Annotated in this window: 17 protein-coding genes and 8 tRNA genes; 4 read left to right on the top strand and 21 right to left on the bottom strand. The window is 30.3% G+C overall.

Going from position 1 to position 21,323, the window contains the following annotated elements; genetic code table 4:
• Nucleotides 1-6 precede the first annotated feature (6 nt).
• Genes NPA11_RS01220 through NPA11_RS01210 form a run of 3 tightly spaced genes read left to right on the top strand, consistent with a single transcriptional unit; the run spans nucleotide 7 to nucleotide 4,104 of the window.
• Nucleotides 7-393 (top strand): type III restriction endonuclease subunit M, encoded by a 387-nt coding sequence (locus tag NPA11_RS01220; RefSeq protein WP_257043821.1) that lies wholly within the window; start codon nucleotides 7-9, stop codon nucleotides 391-393.
• The gene (locus NPA11_RS01215) at nucleotides 393-1,697 is read left to right on the top strand and encodes a site-specific DNA-methyltransferase (RefSeq protein WP_306429075.1); all 1,305 of its coding nucleotides are present in this window, start codon (nucleotides 393-395) and stop codon (nucleotides 1,695-1,697) included. The genes NPA11_RS01220 and NPA11_RS01215 overlap by 1 nt, the downstream gene beginning before the upstream one ends.
• A 4-nt stretch (nucleotides 1,698-1,701) precedes the next feature.
• The gene (locus tag NPA11_RS01210) at nucleotides 1,702-4,104 is read left to right on the top strand and encodes a DEAD/DEAH box helicase family protein (protein WP_257043820.1); all 2,403 of its coding nucleotides are present in this window, start codon (nucleotides 1,702-1,704) and stop codon (nucleotides 4,102-4,104) included.
• Nucleotides 4,105-4,147: 43 nt separating this feature from the next.
• Here the strand turns inward: NPA11_RS01210 and gyrA are convergent, their stop codons facing one another.
• The 5 genes from gyrA to NPA11_RS01185 all read right to left on the bottom strand — a co-directional run bounded on the left by gyrA (nucleotide 4,148) and on the right by NPA11_RS01185 (nucleotide 11,881).
• On the bottom strand, nucleotides 4,148-6,793 hold the full coding sequence (gene gyrA / locus NPA11_RS01205) for a DNA gyrase subunit A (RefSeq protein WP_257043819.1): 2,646 nt from the start codon (nucleotides 6,791-6,793) through the stop codon (nucleotides 4,148-4,150).
• 148 nt (nucleotides 6,794-6,941) lie between these two features.
• Nucleotides 6,942-9,092 (bottom strand): helix-hairpin-helix domain-containing protein, encoded by a 2,151-nt coding sequence (locus NPA11_RS01200; protein ID WP_257043818.1) that lies wholly within the window; start codon nucleotides 9,090-9,092, stop codon nucleotides 6,942-6,944.
• Nucleotides 9,085-9,774 carry a nuclease-related domain-containing protein gene (locus NPA11_RS01195; protein ID WP_257043817.1) on the bottom strand — a complete coding sequence of 230 codons (690 nt, stop codon included), beginning with the start codon at nucleotides 9,772-9,774 and terminating at the stop codon, nucleotides 9,085-9,087. The genes NPA11_RS01200 and NPA11_RS01195 overlap by 8 nt, the downstream gene beginning before the upstream one ends.
• Before the next feature lie 102 nt (nucleotides 9,775-9,876).
• Nucleotides 9,877-10,842: an aquaporin gene (locus NPA11_RS01190; protein WP_257043816.1), complete on the bottom strand. Its 966-nt coding sequence runs from the start codon at nucleotides 10,840-10,842 to the stop codon at nucleotides 9,877-9,879.
• A 1-nt stretch (nucleotide 10,843) separates the two neighbouring features.
• Nucleotides 10,844-11,881 carry an NAD(P)-dependent oxidoreductase gene (locus tag NPA11_RS01185; RefSeq protein ID WP_257043815.1) on the bottom strand — a complete coding sequence of 346 codons (1,038 nt, stop codon included), beginning with the start codon at nucleotides 11,879-11,881 and terminating at the stop codon, nucleotides 10,844-10,846.
• 168 nt (nucleotides 11,882-12,049) lie between these two features.
• Between NPA11_RS01185 and NPA11_RS01180 the strand changes: the two genes are divergently transcribed.
• Nucleotides 12,050-12,775 carry a hypothetical protein gene (locus tag NPA11_RS01180; protein ID WP_257043814.1) on the top strand — a complete coding sequence of 242 codons (726 nt, stop codon included), beginning with the start codon at nucleotides 12,050-12,052 and terminating at the stop codon, nucleotides 12,773-12,775.
• 14 nt (nucleotides 12,776-12,789) lie between these two features.
• Here NPA11_RS01180 and rpmA read toward each other — a convergent pair whose 3' ends face one another.
• The 16 genes from rpmA to NPA11_RS01100 all read right to left on the bottom strand — a co-directional run bounded on the left by rpmA (nucleotide 12,790) and on the right by NPA11_RS01100 (nucleotide 21,277).
• Complete coding sequence (gene rpmA / locus NPA11_RS01175) at nucleotides 12,790-13,059, bottom strand: 50S ribosomal protein L27 (RefSeq protein WP_257043813.1); 270 nt, start codon at nucleotides 13,057-13,059, stop codon at nucleotides 12,790-12,792.
• A gap of 10 nt (nucleotides 13,060-13,069) precedes the next feature.
• Nucleotides 13,070-13,369, bottom strand: a complete 300-nt coding sequence (gene rplU / locus NPA11_RS01170; RefSeq protein ID WP_257043812.1) for a 50S ribosomal protein L21 — start codon at nucleotides 13,367-13,369, stop codon at nucleotides 13,070-13,072.
• 103 nt (nucleotides 13,370-13,472) lie between these two features.
• Entirely contained in the window at nucleotides 13,473-13,724 is a 252-nt protein-coding gene (locus tag NPA11_RS01165; protein WP_257043811.1) for a hypothetical protein, read from the bottom strand.
• Nucleotides 13,725-13,808: 84 nt separating this feature from the next.
• Nucleotides 13,809-15,122 carry a YitT family protein gene (locus tag NPA11_RS01160; protein WP_257043810.1) on the bottom strand — a complete coding sequence of 438 codons (1,314 nt, stop codon included), beginning with the start codon at nucleotides 15,120-15,122 and terminating at the stop codon, nucleotides 13,809-13,811.
• A gap of 108 nt (nucleotides 15,123-15,230) precedes the next feature.
• Complete coding sequence (locus NPA11_RS01155) at nucleotides 15,231-16,457, bottom strand: DUF2179 domain-containing protein (protein ID WP_257043809.1); 1,227 nt, start codon at nucleotides 16,455-16,457, stop codon at nucleotides 15,231-15,233.
• Nucleotides 16,458-16,523: 66 nt separating this feature from the next.
• Nucleotides 16,524-17,309, bottom strand: coding sequence for a signal peptidase II (locus NPA11_RS01150; protein ID WP_257043808.1), 786 nt, complete (start codon nucleotides 17,307-17,309; stop codon nucleotides 16,524-16,526).
• The gene (ileS, locus tag NPA11_RS01145; RefSeq protein WP_373457097.1) at nucleotides 17,299-19,980 is read right to left on the bottom strand and encodes an isoleucine--tRNA ligase; all 2,682 of its coding nucleotides are present in this window, start codon (nucleotides 19,978-19,980) and stop codon (nucleotides 17,299-17,301) included. The genes NPA11_RS01150 and ileS overlap by 11 nt, the downstream gene beginning before the upstream one ends.
• A gap of 1 nt (nucleotide 19,981) precedes the next feature.
• Nucleotides 19,982-20,479, bottom strand: coding sequence for a hypothetical protein (locus tag NPA11_RS01140; protein ID WP_257043806.1), 498 nt, complete (start codon nucleotides 20,477-20,479; stop codon nucleotides 19,982-19,984).
• 105 nt (nucleotides 20,480-20,584) lie between these two features.
• A tRNA-Phe gene (locus tag NPA11_RS01135) sits at nucleotides 20,585-20,660 on the bottom strand.
• A gap of 3 nt (nucleotides 20,661-20,663) precedes the next feature.
• Nucleotides 20,664-20,739, bottom strand: a tRNA-Asp gene (locus tag NPA11_RS01130).
• 2 nt (nucleotides 20,740-20,741) lie between these two features.
• Nucleotides 20,742-20,817, bottom strand: a tRNA-Met gene (locus NPA11_RS01125).
• A gap of 25 nt (nucleotides 20,818-20,842) precedes the next feature.
• A tRNA-Ser gene (locus NPA11_RS01120) sits at nucleotides 20,843-20,935 on the bottom strand.
• Nucleotides 20,936-20,938: 3 nt separating this feature from the next.
• Nucleotides 20,939-21,014: transfer RNA gene (locus NPA11_RS01115), tRNA-Ile, on the bottom strand.
• Between the two features lie 22 nt (nucleotides 21,015-21,036).
• A tRNA-Met gene (locus NPA11_RS01110) sits at nucleotides 21,037-21,113 on the bottom strand.
• A gap of 5 nt (nucleotides 21,114-21,118) precedes the next feature.
• Nucleotides 21,119-21,195: transfer RNA gene (locus NPA11_RS01105), tRNA-Ala, on the bottom strand.
• 5 nt (nucleotides 21,196-21,200) lie between these two features.
• Nucleotides 21,201-21,277 (bottom strand) — tRNA-Pro (locus NPA11_RS01100).
• Between the last annotated feature and the right edge of the window lie 46 nt (nucleotides 21,278-21,323).

The raw sequence follows: 21,323 nt of genomic DNA, 5'->3' as shown, positions 1-21,323 counted from the left end.
GGACTAATGAATAATTTACAAGAATTATTAAAACATTACCAAGGCAAAATAAACGAAATTGCCAAGAGTAATTTAAATGATGATCAAAAAGAATTAATTAAGGAAATTTTATTAGCAATTTCTCAACAAGAAAATGCAAATGAATTTTTAATTCAACAAGTATATCAATTATTGATCCAAAGAGTCAAAATCGGGTTTACTTTTGATGCAGCACCAACAACTAAGGTAGATACAGTGTCTTATTTAAAAAAAGACAAAAAACTTTCTTTTGAAAATAATAAAAATCAAAATAAAAATACTTTAATTATTGGTGAAAATTATGACGCTCTTAAAAATCTAATTTTTATAGAAGCAGAGAGAGAGAGAGAGAGAATAACTTCGGTTATGATGTAATTTATATCGATCCTCCGTATAATACTGAAAGTTCTGCAAAAGAAGGAAACAGAGTTGCAGATCATAATGAAAAATTCAAGGCTAAAAAATTTGTTTACCGTGATAAATTCAGCCGAAATGGTTGATTAAATATGATGAGTGAACGACTTGAATTAGCTAAAAATTTACTCACTGAGCAGGGTGTTATTTTAGTATCAATAGACGATAATGAACACGCTTATTTAAAAGTTTTAATGGACGAAATATTTGGTGAGGAAAATTTCATTGCTAATTTTATATTTGCCAAAAGCAAGGCACCTAAAAACGATAAAAAATCAATTACAATCAATCACGAATATATCGTTGCTTATGCTAGAGATATCCAAAATATTAATATTAAATTAACAGAAAGAACCGAAAATCAATTAGCTCAGTACCAAAATAAAGACAACGACCCAAGAGGGCCGTGAGTAGATTGTCAAGTTACATCACCAACATACAGAAAAAGTACAGATTATGAAATTGTTGTTAATGGCAAAACTTATACACCGGGTAAAGACAAAAGCTGACTTCATACAAAAAATAAAATGATGGATTTAATAGCTGATAACAGAATATTAGTTGGCCAAACCACTTTAAGATTAAAAAGGTTTCTTTCTGAAGTTAAAGAGGGGATATCTCCTGTTTCGATTATATATGATGAAAGAGTTGATAGTAGTCTGGATGGAAATTGGGATTTAGACTTCATAAAGTTATTTAATATAGAATATTTAAAAACATTTTTGATTGACAAAAATAAAACAGGAAGTGCACAAGACGGAACCGTAGTTCTTACTAGTATTTTAAATAATAGACTTTTTCAATACCCTAAATCACTAAAACTACTTGAATATTTAATAAACATATTTTCTCTGGAAACATCAAGAATATTGGATTTTTATGCTGGATCAGGAACAACAGGACATGCTGTTTTAGCATTGAATAAAAAAGATGGTGGCTCAAGAACTTATACACTAGTGACTAATAATGAAAATAAAATTGGAGAAAAAATTACCTACGAAAGACTTTACCGAATAAACAAAGGTAAAGGAACAAATAATGAAAATTTTCCTTGAATAAAAAATAAGAAAAATGAAGTATTTAATTCGAATTTAGATGTTTATCGAATTAAATATAAAAATCTGAAAATAGATAATGATCAAGATCTAGATAGTTTGATTGATGAAGTTAATCAAATGCTTAATGATTTTGGTATATTGAATGTTAACGTTTCTACCAATAAAATCCTATCTAAATTAAGATCACTAAAAGCATTAGGAGAATAAGAAAATGAAGTTAGAATTATCAGAAGTTCAAAAGGAAGCTGTTGATAAAATTTTTAATTTTTGACAAAAGCGTCTTGATGAACAATATGAAGACGAAGAATATAAAAAAATAAGTTTTAAAGCCCCAACTGGAAGTGGGAAAACATTTATGATTGCAAATGTCATTGATCAAATGATTGAAGCTCATAAGGACACAGGTGAAAAATTGTTATTTCTAATTGCAACTATTTCATCAGCTGAATTACCTAAGCAGTTTGCCTATAAACTTAACGAATATAAATCATCACTTTGAAATAACAATATGAAAATTCAACATATTGAATCTCCTTCAAATCAAAATAACAAAGCTAAAAAAGACCGAAGCAACAACATATTATATGAAAAATATGATGTGATGATTGTTGGTAAATCTTCCTTTGGGAAAGGAACTATTTTTTACCAAGAAGATGTAATTAATAGGATGATTGATTCGATTAAAAATGACGATAATATTAAACTAATATACATCCGTGATGAAGCCCACATTGGTGCTGATGAAAGAAACAATAAAGATCAAGATTTAGCAAATTTTGAAAACCTAGTTAACAATGCCGCTTTTTTCTCAATTCACATGACCGCAACTCCGATAAAAACTGATAAAGTAGTTGAAATAACTGAGTTAAGTTTATATAACGATAAAGAAATGCAACTTTTAAAAAAGCAGGCTTTATTCAACGAAAAAATTGGAGGCGGATATACTTTGGATGATGTTGATATTTTAAAAGCTGCTTGTCAACAATTTAAAGAAATTAAAAAGGAATATGGCAACACTAAAAAATACAAAGAGCTCTTAGGAATAAATCCGGCTATGCTAATACAAATCAGAAGTAAAAGTAACGGAAAGGATAAAAAAGAGGATTTAGAGCTTGAACAGAATGTTGAAAAATACAAAAGAATAGTTGAAGAATTTGGGTTAAGTTGAGCAACTTATTTTGATTATTCCAAAACTTCATCTAGTATTCATGAAAAAATAGATTTAAAAAATTTATCAGCAAATAGCTCAGCAATAGATGTTATCTTCTTTAAGGTCGGTCCAGCAACTGGGTGGGATATTCCTCGTGCTTGTATGCTTGTTCAACTTAGAAAGGTTTCATCAGATATTTTAAACATTCAAACCATTGGAAGAATTAAGCGCAATCCAATTCCTAAAACTAAGCTACATGATGAACATATTGCTAATAAATATTTTCTCTATTCAAATTATTCAAAAACAAACATTGATGAATTAGCAATTTGAAAAATTAGAGACGATATTAAAAAATTAAATTATAAAATTCCATACGGAAAAATTGAAGTACAAGTCTTAACTAAGGCTTTTGATAAAGAAAAATATTTACAAAAAGTAAGTAATATTATTAAATTTAACGAAACTAAAATTTATCTTGAAAAATATGAAGAAGAATACCGAAGAAATGGTTTTTTAATTGGCGAATCGCGCAATTACAAAAACAGTGCTAACGAAAATAAAATTTATATTACTTCTCACCTTTATAATAAAATTGATCTAAGACTTTTTATTAACAAACAAAGAGTGATTAATAAAAAATATTTTAGTGAAATTGAAAAAGAATGTCTTAAAAATTTATACAATCAGTTTGCTCCTAAAATACAAAAAGCACATTTTACCTTAGAATTGTTTGAATATATAGTCTATAAAGAATTCCTTCCTTTAATCATTGGTGAATATAAGAAAATTGCAAAGAAAGTAATTTCTCAAACTGATTCAAACTCTTTTGTTCTTGATTGAGCTGAAATATCGGAAACTTTTGAACAAAAATTCAACTTAGAGACAGATGAAAAACTATTCATTTTTGGAAAAGGAACAGAAAAGACAAAGCAAAGATTTCCTTATATGATTAATGAAAACGATCAATTAAAATTAGACTCTGAGCCAGAAAAAGAGTTTATGAGAGTTTTAAAAGAAACTTTAGAAAATAATCGAACACTCCGTGAATTGATTACCTTATGAACCAGAAATAAGGTTTATAATGGATTTTCATATGGTTATTTAGAAAATAATGATGATATAAATGTTAAAAAAAGCTATCCAGACTTATTATTAATAGTTAAGGAAAATCATATGCTTTTTGTAGAGGTTAAATCTGAAAAAGATATTGATCCACAAAAAACAAACCAATTATTAAGTGCTTATGAAAAATATGTCCATAAATTCAAGGAAAAAGAACAAGATAAGAAAGTTAAATCATTAACTATGCTTATTTATAAACCCAAAGAAAATACAAATTATGCATATATTGAAGGTTATAGTTCGATCAATAAATTAAACCAATTCTTAAAAAAGCTAATGACAGAACCAGAACCAACTCAATTAAATTATGTGATTGATTTAATTATTGATCCTAAATAAAATAAAAGCAGAACATTTGTTCTGCTTTTCTGCTTTTGTTATATTATTCTTTTTCAGTTTGTGTTTGCTCTGATTCTTCTGATTTAATGACATCAACAGCAACTATTTCATCACCTTCTTTAAGGTTAATTATTTTTACCCCTTTGGTATTACGTGAAGTGAGTGAAATTTGATTAATTTTAATTCGAATAGTGTTTCCGCTAGTAGTGATAATAATCAACTCATCTTGTAGTGAAACAAAACGAGCAAAGACTAAATGACCAGCTTTATCTGAGTTAATTCCAGCAACTCCTTTAGCTCCACGATTAGTAATTCTAAATTCATCGCTCTTAGTTAATTTACCGTATCCTTGACTTCCGAGTGAAAGAATGTACTCTCCATCTGAGCTTGATGAAGCTGAAATAACGTGTTGATCTTCTTGGAGATGAATTGCTTTAACACCAATTGCAACCCGACCAAGTGAACGCAGTGAATCAGCACGGAACACTACAATGCTTTTTTGATTATTAGCAATTAAAATGTAATCATCATTTGAAGCAATAAATGCCCGAACTAATTCATCTCCCTCATTAAGCTTAAAGGCATTAAGTCCATTTCTCCGCACATTATTAAATGAAATAAGCGGGCTTTTCTTGATGATTCCTTTTTTGGTCACGGTTGTTAAATAAGTGTTTTCGCTATAATCCGGCACATCAAGCATTGAAATGATTTTTTCTCCATTTTGGACATCTAAGTTTTGAATGATGTTAATAAATGGAATCCCTTTAGATTGTTTTGATCCTTGAGGAATTTGGTGAGCACGAATTTTGTACGCTTTTCCTTTATTTGAAAATAATAATAAATCAGTATGTGTGCTGGTGTGAATGATGGTATTAATATCATCATCATTATAGGTTTTCATGCTAATTGAACCAACTCCACCACGATTTTGAGTATTATATTCAGATAAAGAAACACGTTTGACATATCCATTCACACTGCTGGTAATGACAATTTGTTCTTCGGCGATAAGATCTTCATCCGAAATAACACCAACAGCCGAAGAATCGATTTTGGTTCTCCGCTCATCATTAAATTGCTCTTTGATTTGGTTCAACTCATCAATAATAAGTTGAATTAATTTTTCTTCAGATTCTAAAATTGATTGAAGATAAGTTATTTCTTGACGTAATTGATCAATTTCTTGAGTCATTTTCTCATAATTAAGACCGGTTAGTCTTCTAAGTGACATATCCAAAATAGCTTTAGTTTGCTTTTCGCTTAATTCATAACGCTGTGCTAAACGTTCTTGAGCTTGAGCATCAGTTTTACTTGATTGAATAATCTCAACTACTTCACGAATGTTTTGAATAGCAATTTTTAAACCATCAAGAATGTGAACTCTTTCTTGGGCTTTGTTTAAATCAAATTGTAAACGACGAGTAACCACTCTTTTTTGGTGTTGCAAGTAAACTTCAAGTGCATCTTTAAGATTTAATAATTTTGGCTCCCCGTTAACTAGAGCAACCATATTAACATTGAAATTGGTTTGTAAATATGACTTTTGATATAGCTTATTGAGTAAAATATGTGGATTAACTCCTTTTTTAACATCAATTACAATCCGAATTCCTTCACGGTTGGATTCGTCCCGTAAATCTGAAATCCCTTCAATGACTTTGTCCTTGTGCAATTCAGAAATTTTTTGAACAATGGTTGATTTTTTAATGGCATATGGAATTTCTGTAACGATAATTTTTGATTTACCGTTTAAAAATTCTTGCACTTCACATTTTGAACGAACTGGAATTTTTCCTTTTCCAGTTTCATAAGCATCATAAATACCTTTAGTTCCTAAAATAATAGCTCCTGTTGGAAAATCTGGCCCTTTGATATACTCCATTAACTCTTTAGTGCTAATATTTTTATTTTTAGCATAAGCAATAGTGGCATCAATGGCTTCACCTAAATTATGTGGTGGGATTTCTGTGGCCATTCCAACAGCAATTCCGGTGGCTCCAGAAACTAGTAAGTTAGGGAATCTTGAAGGTAAAATTTCAGGCTCTTTTTCACTAGCATCATAATTATCTACAAAATCAACAGTGTCTTTTTTAATTCCTTCAAGCATTTCAGCAGCAACTTTAGACATTCTAGCTTCAGTATAACGCATTGCTGCTGCTTCATCACCATCAATTGAACCAAAGTTACCATGACCATCTACTAGTGGATAACGCATTGAAAAATCTTGTGCCATCCGAACCATAGCTTCATACACTGAAGAATCACCATGTGGGTGGAATTTTCCTAACACATCCCCAACGATACGAGCACTTTTCCGGTGTTGACTTGAGGGAGTGATTCCAAGTTCGCTCATGTCAAATAAAATTCTACGATGCACTGGTTTAAGCCCATCACGTGCATCAGGAAGAGCACGTGAAACAATAACGCTCATTGCATATTCTAAGAATGAATTGTTCATTTCATAATCAATTGAAATGGGTGCAACACTTAGAGTTGGTTCTTCAAGTATTTGTGATTGAACTTGATATTGCTCTTTAGCTTGAGGAATTTCTTCTTCGAATTCTTCCTCAATTAACTTAGTTTGCTTTTTTCTAAAAACAACTCGATTGTTTTCTTCATATTCATATTCTTTATCTTCTTCTAAAGATAACTTAATTTCTTCATCGTTTTTATTCTTATTTTGAGCCATATTCAGTCCTTTTATAGTATATATATATTTTATTATATCATTTTCCACAATTTTAGCGAATAAATGATATAAATTAAATCTCAAATTAATCTAAATAATAGTAAAAAACAAATACTACTTGAGTATTTGTCCGTGGAATAAGTTAACGTTAGCTCGCTAAAATACCTGAAATTTTTTTGTTTTTTAAATCCACATTTTCAATAATACAATTTAAAATCATTCCTGGATAATAAAGATCAATTGGAGATTGATCTTTATTCAAATTAAGTTTAGAACTGTGAATAAATAAACTAGTTTTAACTCCAATGTATAAGAATAATCCAAAATCAGTCACATTAGAAACAGTTCCTTGAATTTGCATTTGAGGCTGAATATCTTCATCATTAATTATGGTATCTTTTAATACAAAACCATCTTTTGAGTTCCGAATGAGTTTAGTTGGTGAACTAAGGGCGTTTAAAATGAGTTCAAGTTGATACACATTGCTTGAATAACGTTGGATTAATTCGTTTATGTTCAAATGCGAAACATCAATTCCGTTTTCATTTGGTTCTAGTTGATAATCACTAATAATTTGTTTAGCTAAAGTATATGATTCTGGGTGAATAAAAGTTTTATCTAAAAATTCTTTTGAGTTGAAAATTCGCAAGAATCCAATTGCTTGCTCAAACGTTTTAGAGCCAATTCCTTTGACTTTTTTCAGCTCATTTCGATTATTAAAAATTCCATTTTCTTTTTTATATTCAATAATATTTTGAGCATGTTTATTTGATAAACCTGGGACATAAGTGAGAATTTCTTTTGTGGCAGTATTTAGATCAACTCCAATTGAAGAAACAACTTTTTGCACCTTAAAATCCAAATAATGTTGGAGTTCTTTTTGATCCACATCATGTTGATATTGACCAACTCCTAATGATTTAGGATCAATTTTAATCAGTTCATTTAACGGATCCAAATATTTACGTCCAATATTAATGGCACTACGTTGTTGTTCGTCTAAATCAGGAAATTCCTCACGAGCACTCTTACTTGCTGAATATACACTAGCCCCAACTTCAGAGACAATTGCATATTTAATGTTTAATTGATATTGAGCAATTAAATCACTAATAAATTTTTCAGTTTCACGCGATGCAGTTCCATTTCCAATTACAATGATGCTAATGCTGTGTTTTTTGATCAAATTTAAAGTGATTTTCTCAGCATTTTCTACGTTTCTTGCTGATGTAAATTTAGCGGCAAAGGGTGGAAAAATTTTAACTACTTCATCTAAAAGCTCACCATTTTGATTTAAACAAGCTAATTTGCATCCATTTGCAAAAGCCGGATCAATTGCGATAATATTATGCCCTGAAACTGAAGGGCCATTTAAAATTTTCTCCACTAAATTTGAGAACAAAATGATTGAATTGCTTTCAGCTTTAGCGAAAAGATCATTAAAAATTTCACGTTCTAAGCTTGGTAGAATTAATCTTTTCAAACTATCTTGAGCTACAATTAAAATAATTTGACGATTAATTTTAGCTCGATCATATTTTCATAAAATATCGTTTAATAAGAATTCTTGATTATATTCAAAACTTAATTTGAGAATTTTATTATCCACCCCACGATTAATTGCCATGACATTATGATTTTTAATAAATTTAATTGGAACTTTATAGGCATAATAAATTTTAAAGGTTTCATTCTCATCTTCGCTTTTGGGATTTTTAACGGTAGTGATTGAACCATAATTAGCGATTCTTTCTTTAAACTTTTTACGCAATTGTAAATCTTCAGAAAAAATTTGAGCAATGATGTATTGAGCTAATTGTAGTGCTTGTTCAATTGAAGTGACTTTATCGCTTAAATATTTTTGTGCTTCTTTTTCTGGAGAAAAATTGACATTTTTATTGAAAAGAATTTTTTTGGCTAATGGCTCAATTCCTAAAGCAATTGCTTCAGTAGCCTTAGTGATTTTACCTTCTTTGTAAGGTTGATAAATTGCTTCAAGTTCAGCTTTGCTTTGAGCTTGAAGAATGTTATTTTTTAAATCTTCACTAAGGAGATTTTTTTCATCTAATATTTTTAAAATTGCTTCTTTACGCTTAAATAGCTCACTTTGGTATTTATGTAAATCTTCAATTTTATAAATTTGTTCATCACTGAGTCCACCAGTGGCATCTTTACGATAACGGGAAATAAAAGCAACTGTGTCTCCGTTTGCAAGCATATCCAAAACAATTTGAACTTGATTTGGGGTAATATTTAATTCCTTTGCTACTACTTGTATAGCTGATTCAAAATTAGACATTTTTCTCCTTATTGATGATTTGATTAAATTTTGCATTTTCAGCACTTGTTTTAGTTTTGGTCATTTTTAAAGCATAAAGAATGGTGCTTTTGGTTGTGACTGGTGCTAATTTTTGAACGGTGTGTTCAAGCATGGCTAAATTAGTTTTTAAGTTTGATAAATTACTTAAAATAACATGTTCTTCAAGGTTATGAATTTTAAACTTTAAATTATCAGGAAAGACAATTAATGAAGCGGCAGGTACTTTTTGACCAATCGTGTTTCAAATATGTTGAATATGTTTTTCGTTTTGCAAGATTGGATTTTTAAACTTCATTTTTCGGTTGTTTTTAGAACTAAGTTCAATAAGTTCGCTTGCTCCATCACCTGACATAGTTCCATTGAAAGCTTTATACTCAAGTACTACAATTAACGAATCACTAACTAATAAGCCATCAATTTCATACATGATTGAATTATAACTATATACTCCCCCACTAACATGAGTAAAGGAACTATTTTTAGTGAGATCTTTGATTAAATTATCTACTTGCTCTTCGAATTTAAGTCCAATGGTTTGACGTTTATTTTGTTTATATTTACGCCAAAAGTAAATTGACAAAACAAATAAAAGTAATAGCGAAATAACTACAAGAGCTCAAATTGTAGCTTTTTGGCTATTGCTAAATGATGTTGTTGACATTATATTTTCTTGAAAAATATTCTTGATCTGCTCGCTCATAATTTCCTTGTTTTTATATTATAGCAAAGTGCCAAAAAAGAAGGTTTGTACCTTCTTTAAAGCTTAACTTTTTTGCTCTTTATCCGAATTAGTTAATTTCTTTAAATCATTATTGGAAATTAATGATTTAGAATGGTGGTTTTTAAATTTAATGATTTTATGAAGAAATGGATTGAAATAATGGTTATTAAATCCTTGTAGTATGACATAAACCACGCTTGATAATAAATTAGCTAAAATCATGGTCACTGTTGCAATAGCAACACTATTGATAATTTTATCTGCCGCAATGTTTGAGTTAGTATATAGAAAGAGTGTTGGTAATTGCTGAGCTAATCCCCTTGCTGGATTCATTGCCACTGATCCACCCAAGAGTCCAAGTCACACAGACATTGAGATAAGGAGTAAAATCATAAATTCACGATATTTTTCTTTAATTATGGGTGAAAAATATCCAAACAGTAAAATTAAACTCATCAATAATTCAGTGAAAAAGATCACTGTAATCCCAAGATTTAGACTGGGTTTAATTGTGGAAATTTCAACTAAAAAGTTTTTTTGAGCTGATTGATAAGCGTCAATTGGAGTGTTTGCTAATCCATTAGGATTGATTGAAGATCCGATTACGAAAATAATAGCTCCAGCCACAATTGAAGCAAGAAACTGGGTAAAAACTTTATATGAAGTATATCATCCATTATGTAATCCTTTTAAATATCGAGTAATACTTACAATGGGATTAAGATCACAACTTCAACGCAAGAAAATTAATAAACAAAGAGCTAAAATAATAAATCCAGTGAAAAAACCAACAATTCCATTACTTAATAAAGCTCATTTTTCAACAGTATGACCAGAAACATTAATACTTAATCCGGCAAGTCCTAAACTAAGTATTAAAGTTCCAAAAAACTCACTTAATCCATGGATAATTCAAGTGTAAATGTCAATTGGGAGCAGTGCATTGGCTTTTTGTTTGTGTGTAAGTTTAAAGTGGGAAAAAATCTTTTTGAAAAATAAAAATTTCATATTAGCCGTTATGAACTTTACCATCTGGCATTAATTTTAATGCATTGGTAAAGTCTCCACGTTGAGCTGCATTAGCATTATCTAAAGTAATTTTTGCAATTTGACTTAGAGCTACATCAGTTAAATAAGCATAATGTGGTGTGATAAGTACATTATCCATTTGTATCAATTCTTTTCATTCTGGATCAAGTTTTTCAAGCTCAGCTTTATCGGCTGAACGGTCAAGAAAGAATCTTCCTTGTTCACGTTCAAGCACATCACACGCCAATCCCTTAATTTTTCCACTTTTTAGGCCAGCCAATACTGCACTAGTGTCAATCATTTCACCACGAGCAGTATTAATAATAATTACTCCGTCTTTCATTTTATTTATTGATTGAGCATTAATAATGTGTTTAGTTGAAGGGAGCAATGGTGCATGGAGTGAAATAAAATCACTTTGACTCAGCATTTGATCAAAAGTGACAAATTCAAATCCTAATTTTTGAGCTAATTCAGGATTGCTTGCTTGAAGCGGCTCATCAAACACTAAAATTCTTGCTCCTATTGCCTTTATAATTTTAATAAATGCTTGCCCAATTCTTCCACTACCAATCACTCCGACAGTTGAATTATGAACGCAACTTCCAAGTAGTCCATTGATTGTAAAATCATAATTTGAAACTCTTTTATTAGCAATCAATAAATTACGGTTTAATGCTAGAAGCATTAAAACGGCCATTTCAGCAACGCTTTCTGCTGAATAATTAGGAACACGAAATACCTCAATTCCTAATTTATTAGCTGTAGCAAGGTCAACATTGTCATATCCCATTGATCTTTGAAGTAAGAATTTTACTCCATTTTTATGCAATTGTTCTAACACTTCTTTATTAAATCGAGTATTGACAGATCCACCAATTGCATCAAATCCTTTCACTTTGTCAATATTATCTAAAGTAAGGTTTTCTTTAAAATATATAAATTCATGTTGATTATTGTTAAATTGGTCTAAATATTGATTACGTTTTCCTTTTGCATCAAAAAATGCAATTTTCATGATTTCTCCTTATACTTATCTTTTAAGTATAGTTAATTATATTAAATTCTGCATAAGTCCAAATTTACAAATATATGGCGTTTTTATTAGCTGATAAAGTGTAAAATTGACGCTTTTGTACATTATTTGAATAATTGAACTAAAAGATTATTGTTTTAATGAGGTTCTATGAATAAATTATTATTATATTTTGCCCATAAATTCAAAAGCGATACTTACACTATTTACAAAAATATGCGTTCACCATTAAAAAATGTAGATATTGAAATTGAAAAAATATCTAATTTATATCAACAATATCAAATTAATTTTATCGATATGTATGATGACTTATTTCCAGATAATTTGCTTTTTTATAAGTATCCACCGGTTGGATTTTTTACCAAAGGAAATTTAGATTTACTCAAACATGAACAAAAGGTTTATTTAGTGAGTGAAGAAGAAAACGATCATTTTATGAGCTCAAATATTTTAAAAATTGTCCGTAATTGTGTTATTGTAACTAATTATTTTAATAGCGAAAAAACCTTTATTGACAAACTCAAAAAGCTTGGAGCTAAAATTATTTACGTATTAAAAAACGATTTGAGTAAAATAGAGCAAGATAAAATTTCTCAAAATGAACTGTATATCACACTAACACCTTTATTTGACCATGCACGAAGATCAAGTTTTAAAACTACTAATCTTTTTATTGCTGCTTTGTGTCAAAGATTGATTATTTTTTCAACTCAAAACAATACTAAAGTCGAGAATTTAATTTCGTGCTTTGCTAATTTAAATAAAGATGTTTATTGCTTTCCATCTCAAAAAATCAACGGATATAACAATCAATTGATTAAAAACGGGATTCAATTGGTGACTATGATTAGTGAATGTATGAATCTTGAATAAAAACAAAATGTCAATTATGACATTTTGTTTTGCTTTTCTGGGTAAACTGAAACATATTTTCTGTTTCTTTTGCTTTCGTATTTTACATAACCTGTAATTTTGGTAAATAGAGTATCGTCTCCACCACGTCCGACATTTACACCTGGGAAAATTTTAGTTCCTCTTTGACGGTAAATAATTGAACCTGCACTTGCAAATTGTCCATCACCTAACTTAGCACCGAGTCTCTTACTATGACTATCACGGCCGTTCTTAGTCGAACCACCGGCTTTTGTTTTTGCCATTTTCTAAGTCCTATCCTTGAATTGATGTAATTTTAATTCTTGTGTATGGTTGACGGTGTCCAAGTTTTCTTTTGTGAGTTGACTTTGCATTGTGACGATATACCACGATTTTCTTTGCTTTACCTTGTTTCTCGATTACGCCTTGTACGATTGCATTTTTTACGTAAGGTTGACCAATTTTGGTATCAACAAGCAACACTTTATCAAATGAAACTGTTGTTCCTTCTTCACCTTCTAGTTTTTCAACAAAGATGGTTTGACCTTCCTTAACTAATAATTGTTTACCACCTGTTTCGATAATTGCGATCATGCAAATACCTCCAAAGTTGGCTCGTCCTCAAGGTGGCTAAATGCACTTAAAACCTTTTTAGTACGGTTACTTAAGAGTAACATTCCAATTATACAATAAGACTTTAAAAACTAATGTATTTATTCAAACTATTTGGGCTTGCTTTTTCAATAGTTTTAGAATTATCTCATTTATATGAATTAGTTTTATCTTTAATTTCACCACTAATTGAAAATGATGATTTAATTAAGCCAACAATGGGAGCAATTGAATTGATAATCAGCGGAATTGCACTTAATAAAGCTGCAATTGCAAATCCTGGAACAATGTTTACATAATCACTTTGCGGGATTTTGCTTAATTGATTTAGTTTCATGTTTTTCTCCTTTCAAAGTAGTAATAAACTTTTAAAGAATTTGATCAAAAAAGAGAAAAACAAAACAATAGTAGTACTAGACCACTATTGTTCAACATATCGTGTATCAAAGTTTCCAACAACATTCCCGACTGGAATAAGTGAAATTCAGGCTTTGGGATCAATAGATTTTAAATCGCTTATTAAGTTTTTACTTTCAAATAAAAGTACGACTGTTTCAACTTTAAACTTCATTTTTCCATCATATCCTGATTTAAAATCAACAATTTGATAGCTATGTCAGTAATGAATAGTATTAAAATATTGAACAATTTTATCCATTTGATCCGAAACAATAACTAATTTGAGTTTTTTATATTTTGGATAAATAATTGAAATGACAATATTGCTAATTAAAATATAAGTAAAAGTTGATAATTCTCTAATTCCAAAAATAGTAGTGTATTTTTGATTTTTTGCAGCAATATTGGGTTGAACAAATCCCCAAATAAGCAAGAAAATTGAAGCTGTAATGATACCAAACAAGCTTAATAAACCACCAATAGAACTTTTTCTTTTAGTGACAAAATAATAAGCAATAATATCAGTTCCACCAGTTGAACCTCCTGCTTTTCATGCAAGCGAAACCGCTATTCCAACAAAGAAAGCACCTAAGGCACAATAAAGTAAAAATGGTCAAGTGCGTCCTTCGTTATATCATTGAATTTTTAATAATGCAACTTTATCATTGTAATGATTATTAATTCAATTTTGTAAATGTTCAGGTTTAATAAAATAAGCTCCACTAACTTTAGGATTATCACTAACAATCCCTAAATGCGAGATTGCTTCGCTAATGTTAGAATGAAATGCAGTGTGATCTGCGTTATATAAAGTATTAATATCTAAATCATCAGGCACTAAGTTAATAATCGAAGTAATGAATTCATAAATAACTGGTTGTGTAAAAATTAAATTAGCTAAAATTTGCAAAATCATAAAGGTCAAAGTCAGATAAATAAAACTCTTCTTGACTTTTTTTCAAAAAATGACAAATAAAGGAATGTTAACCGCTAAAAAGATTAAGGCAAAATATGGGCGAAGCTGTTTAATTAAAATTTGAAGCAAGGTAGGAATTCCAGTTCATCCTGAAGGAACTGTATCTCCACGAGATAAGAAAATTTGAATGGCAAAGTTAAATAAAAAAGCTGATGCAAGCACTAATAAAACTCTTCACCAATAACGTTTAAAAATCACATCTAGCGTTAATTTAACTGTTTGATGTGCAATTAAATATTCGCCCATTTTGTAATCTAATAAACTTAAATTACATTGAGATTTTTCGTTATTATTGACCTTATAATCACTTGGTAAATCTGGACTGATTGAAGCCTGTTTTTTGTGTGTAAAATTATTCATAATATTATTAATGTTAAAATCAATTATATTAAAAAGTTATTAAAAATGAAATAAATAAAAAAGACTGGTAAAGTTTTTTTACCTAGTCTTTTGTGGTTAAATAGATCTTTATTGATCAACAAATTGAGTATCAAATTTTCCGAAAATTGAACTAACAGGGGCAAGCGAAATTCACGCATTAGGATCAACTATTTTGAGATCGCTAATTAAATTTTTACTTTCAAATAAAAGCACGACGGTTTCAATTTTGTATTTAGTTTTGCCATCATATCCTGATTTAAAGTCAATAATTTGGTAACTATGTCAGTATTCAATAGTACTAAAGTAAGCCACAATTTGGTCAAGATCACTTGAAACAATCACCATTTTCATTTTTTTGTATTTTGGATATACAATATGAATTACTCCACTAGCTACTAAAACAAAGAAGAAAGTAGCTAATTCTCTAGCTCCAATAATTGTTCGATAGTTGGCTTGGTCTGCAGAAGAAATATTTGGTTGAACAAATGCTCAAATAACTAAGAACATAATCCCCATAATGGTTGCAACAATACCAATTGCTCCACCAACTGATTTTTTTCTTTTAGTTACAAAATAATAAGCAATAATATCAGTTCCAGCTGTTGATCCACCTCCAATTCATGCTAAGGTAGCCGAAAGACCAACAAATAAGGCTCCAAGTGCACAATAAAGGAAGAATGGTCAGGTTTTCCCTTCATTGTATCATTGTAATTTGAGTAAATTTACTTTGTTTTCATATGATTTGTTTACAAAAGCATCAATATCTTTTAAGGCTTTTGGCACTCCATAGTGCTCAAAAGCTTGAGCTAAGTTGCCTTTAACATTTCCAGCTTGATCATAAAAATCTTGGGTTTTGAGTGTATCTGGAACAAAGTTAAACACAGATGTGATAAATTCAAATACTTTATCATTGCTCAATATGATATTAGCTAAAATTGAAAAAATTAAAAAGAGCATAGTTAAATATAAAAAACTTTTTTTAATTTTGGTTCAAAAAATAGCAAATAAAGGTAAATTAGTTGCAAAAAAGATTAAAGCAAAATATGGACCAACTTTAGGATATAAAATGATTAGTAGAGTTGGAAATCCACTAAATCCAGTTGGAACTGTATCTCCCCGAGTAAAGAAGATTTGTACTGCAAAAATAAATAAAAATGATGACAAAATAACCAGTAATACTTTTCATCAATAACGTTGAAAAATGATACTAATTGTTAATTTTTCAGTTTTTGAATTAATTAAATATTCACGCATTTTGTAATTCTGGATTTGCGAATTACTTAATGAATGATCGTTTAAATTATTTTCATTCATATTATTTTCTAAATTTTATCCTTCTATTTTTTATTATTTTTATAAAGTGATAGTCTATGTAAAAGATTATTTATGTCGAGAAATATTAATTTTTCGACGCGAAATTAATAATTTTTTGTTTCGACGTTTATGTCTAATGTTTTTATTAGTTAATAAGTTAAGTTCTTTTTGAGTGGCACTGATTTGAACAATTAATTTGTTTTCTTCGATCTCTTCTTGTTTTTCTTGCTTACTTTCTTTAAAAACGTCAATAATAAAAGAAATAAATAAATAAACAATAAGAATTATCATTCCTAAAATTATGCAAACATCAGCAAAATTAAAGGTTCCCTTATCAGCTCAAGGAAGGTAGAAAATATCTTTAACATGATTGAGAAACAAAAAGCGATCTAAAGCATTTCCAAATGCACCAGAAGCAATAATTCCTAAACAAATAAAGGTCATTCTAGATTTTTTACTAGTAAAAAAGGGTAATACTAAACCTAAAATAACAATTAGTACGCTAATAGCTTGAATTATTTTAAAATTTGGATTTGGTAAAATGGTTACACCGTGGTGCCAAACACTACGAAATCCAATGATTTTTCAATTAGTTCATTCGTTAGGAGAGGCTGGATTAATACTTTCTGGACGGACAAATCTTACAGATCCATCCGGAAATAAAAGCGGAATTTCTCCCTTAGCATTCATTTTGAATACATCTCCGTGATCAAAAAGAAAGGTTTTAGTAATTTGATCAATTAATAATAAAGCAACAAAAACACCTAGAAAAATACCAAAGTTATATCAAATGAATTTGTGATTTGTCTTAATTGATTTAACAAAATTTTTGGCAATAGATTTATAATTCATTATCAAGTCCTAAATTTTTAACTATTTCGTGACAACTAGAACAAATGTCTCCGTTCATTTGACTTGCGTAAAAATGGTTTCAGCATCTTAAACATTTGATTGAATCAAACTTTTCAACTTTCAATTGATTACCAAAAGCAACATCTCCAACTTGAAGTAGCATTTTTAAATCAAGGTTTGTAATAAATTGACTTACATTTTTTGGAAGAATTAGTTTAAGTTCGTTTGAACGTTTAACCTCTTGGTTTTGAATTGCTTGTTCAATTAAAATATTTACTTGATCTTTTAAAGTGAAGAATTCATTTTTAAATAATTCAAGAATGGGGGTATTAATGGTGTCTTGTTTTGTGAAAAAAATTTCAAAAAAGACTGATTCATGTTTGTTTTCTTTTTGAAAAAATTGATATGCTTCTTCAGCTGTTGTTGGTAGAATTGGTGCAAGAGATGTGATTAAAAATTCTGTGATTAGATATAAATTATGTAGTGTCATAGCTCTTTGTTCATCATCAAGTGGCTTGACATATAAAACATCTTTAATAATTGAAAGATAAAAAGCTGATAATTCAACAACATAATTGTTAATTAACTTAATAACATTGATAAATTTATATTCATCATATGCAATTAATACTTTGTTTTTGATCTTTTTCAATTGCTCATAAATGTATAAATGAATTCCAATTAATTCAACGTTTTGATCAAAAGTATATCCTTGTAAATTAGCTAGTAAAAAGCGAATAGTATTGCGTAATTTACGGTAAATTTCACTATTCTGATTCAAAATATCTTTTGAAATTGAGACATCGTTTGAATATTCACTATTAGCTACTCATAAACGTAAAATATCCGCACCATATTGAGTTACAACTTGCATTGGAGAAATAGTATTCCCTTTAGATTTAGACATTTTGTCGCCCTTAGCATCAAGAACAAAACCGTGTGAAATTAAGTTTTTATATGGGGTTTTACCGTTTCAAGCAACTGCATTAATAATTGACGAATTAAACCAACCACGATATTGGTCGCTTCCTTCTAAATAAACATCATATGGGATTGCTTGATTATCAATATTCACCGCGAGCGAAGAAACACCTGAATCAAACCACACATCCATAATGTCCATTTCACGGGTAAAATTTTTGCCCTTGTATTGTTCAGGTAAAAGTTCTTCAGTGGTTCAATTAAACCACACGTCAGTTCCGTGTTGTTTAACTAAATTAATAACATGGTCAAATAATTGTTCATCTAAAACTGGTTTTTTATCGGCATCATAGAAAATAGTAATTGGTACTCCCCATGATCGTTGACGTGAAATAGTTCAATCTGAACGATTTCGAATCATTGAAAGTAAGCGTTTTTTACCTCAATCTGGGTATGATTTGATTTGAGTGTTGATTTGTTCAATAATTTGATCTTTGATTTTATCAATTGAAACAAACCATTGTGGGGTTCCACGGAAGATAATTGGTTTGTGGGTTCTTCAATCGTGTGGATATGAATGTTTCATACGAGCAAAAGCAAGCATTTTGTGCCCTAAAAACTCTGAAATAGCTTTATTAGCATCACTATAAAACATTCCATCAAACTTAGTATGAGTATTTTCAATATGCCCATCATCAGAAATGTGCATGATCATGTTAAGTTTATTCTCTTTTCCAATTAAAAAGTCATCTTCCCCGAATAAAGGAGCAATGTGAACTAATCCAGTTCCTGCATCAGTAGATACATGGTGCCCAATTACTAATGGAGCAACATTATCTAAAATTGGTGTTTTGTATTGTACATTACTAATTTGTTTTCCGAGAAATGAGCTTACTATTTGATAGTTGTCTCATTTTAATGTATTAGCAACTGATTTTAGTAAATCACTGGCAATGATGTAATGATTATTCGCAACAGCTACACGTACATATTCGATATTTTCCCCTAAAGCTACACCGGCATTAGCTAGTAAGGTTCATGGAGTGGTAGTTCAAATAATGACATGATCGCCAACTTGAATTAATTCAAAATCAGAAGAGATAATTTCAAAAGCCACATAAATTGAAGGTGAAACAACATCTTGGTATTCGACTTCAGCTTCAGCAAGAGCACTTTGTGATGAAGGAGACCAATACACAGGTTTGAGTCCTTTATACACTAACCCATCCATAACCATTTTTTTAAATAATTCTAATTGTTTAGCCTCATAGTTTTTATCTAGGGTAATATAAATATCTTCTAGATCACTTAAAAGTGAAAGTTGTTTAAATTGTTCTTTTTGAATCTCAACTTGACTTAAAGCATATTGAGCAGCTTTAGCTCTAAGTTCTCCAATTGATAACTCATGTTGGTTTAAATTAGCTTCATTGAGCATTCTGTGCTCAATTGGCAATCCGTGAGTATCTCAACCAGCGATAAAAGGTGAGTAAAATCCACTCATTGTTTTATAACGGACGATAATATCTTTTAAGATCTTATTGAGAGCATGTCCTAAGTGTAAATCACCATTTGCATATGGTGGACCATCGTGTAAAATGAAAGCTTGATTATTTTTATTACGTTTTAATAATTTTTGATAAACCTGATTATCGTGCCAAAATTGACAATATTGAGGTTCTTTGATGGTTAAATTTGCTCTCATTTCAAAAGCAGTTGTTGGCATATTTAAAGTTTTCTTATAATCGATCATTTTATGCTCCTGTTTGTCCATTATATTTGTTTAAACATTCTTGTTTAGGGATTTGAATTTGATCACTTCTTACATAATGTTTATGATTAATTGGAATTGGTTTGAAACCACTAATTTTAAAGATTTTGGGATATGAAATAATATTTGGATATTCATCAATAGTTCATTGAGTTTTAATTTCAGCAATATCACTATTAATATTTTGCAAAACACTAATGACTTTTGAACGATAAGTATATCCATTATATTTGAATGAATTGCCTTGAATAAAACACATACAATCAAGGGCTTCAGCAGTGTAATTATTTAATTCACTATCCTTACTTGGGGTATTAATAATTGGTCTAATTTGAAAATAAGGTACCTGATTTAAAGCACTGGCAATTTGTTCTTGAATTTGAAAACGTTGATGATCAGTGCATGAAATCAGTAAAAATGAAGAAGCAGGAATAATGGCACTATTCATTAAAAACAATCATTTTTTCAAGTTTTTTGACACTATTCCTCCTTTATTTGTATTTTTACTTTAAATTATACTAGAAAAAGTAAAAACACTCTTTTTCAATTACTAAGTTAATAGCAAGCAAAAAAGAGTGTTTTTTAATGGTGGCCCCGGCAGGAATCGAACCAGCGACACACAGAGCTTCAATCTGTTGCTCTACCAACTGAGCTACAGGGCCAAATGGCGGTCCAGACGGGGATCGAACCCGCGTTCTCCTCCGTGACAGGGAGGCGTATTAACCACTTTACCACTGGACCATTGGTTGCGGAGACAGGATTCGAACCTATGACCTTCGGGTTATGAGCCCGACGAGCTACCAACTGCTCCACTCCGCGATATTAAAATTAAACAAAGAACAAGTGGCGGGTGATGAGGGATTCGAACCCCCGCGGGCCGTGAAGCCCCTGCTAGTTTTCAAGACTAGTCCCTTCAGCCAGACTTGGGTAATCACCCACTTGGTGGACCCAACAGGACTCGAACCTGTAACCGACCGGTTATGAGCCGGTTGCTCTAACCATTGAGCTATAGGTCCAAAATACAGCGTTGGTTTAATTTGGTAGCACCGATGAGAGTCGAACTCATGACCTTCCGGGTATGAACCGGATGCTCTAACCAACTGAGCTACAGTGCCATAAATGGTGGAGAGTATGGGATTCGAACCCACCACCTCCTGCGTGCAAGGCAGGCGCTCTAGCCAAATGAGCTAACCCCCCATAAATGGTGAAGAAGACAGGATTTGAACCTGCGACCACTACGTCCCAAACGTAGCGCTCTGCCAAGCTGAGCTACTTCTCCACTTATCACTTAATAAGTGCATATTTATTATATCTAAAAATCTTAT

Origin of the sequence: Mycoplasma sp. 1578d (assembly GCF_024582695.1) — a bacterium.
Lineage (GTDB): Bacteria > Bacillota_I > Bacilli_A > Mycoplasmatales > Metamycoplasmataceae > Mycoplasmopsis.
Note: the sequence above shows the minus strand (reverse complement) of the source record. Positions and strands in the feature narration are given on the sequence as shown.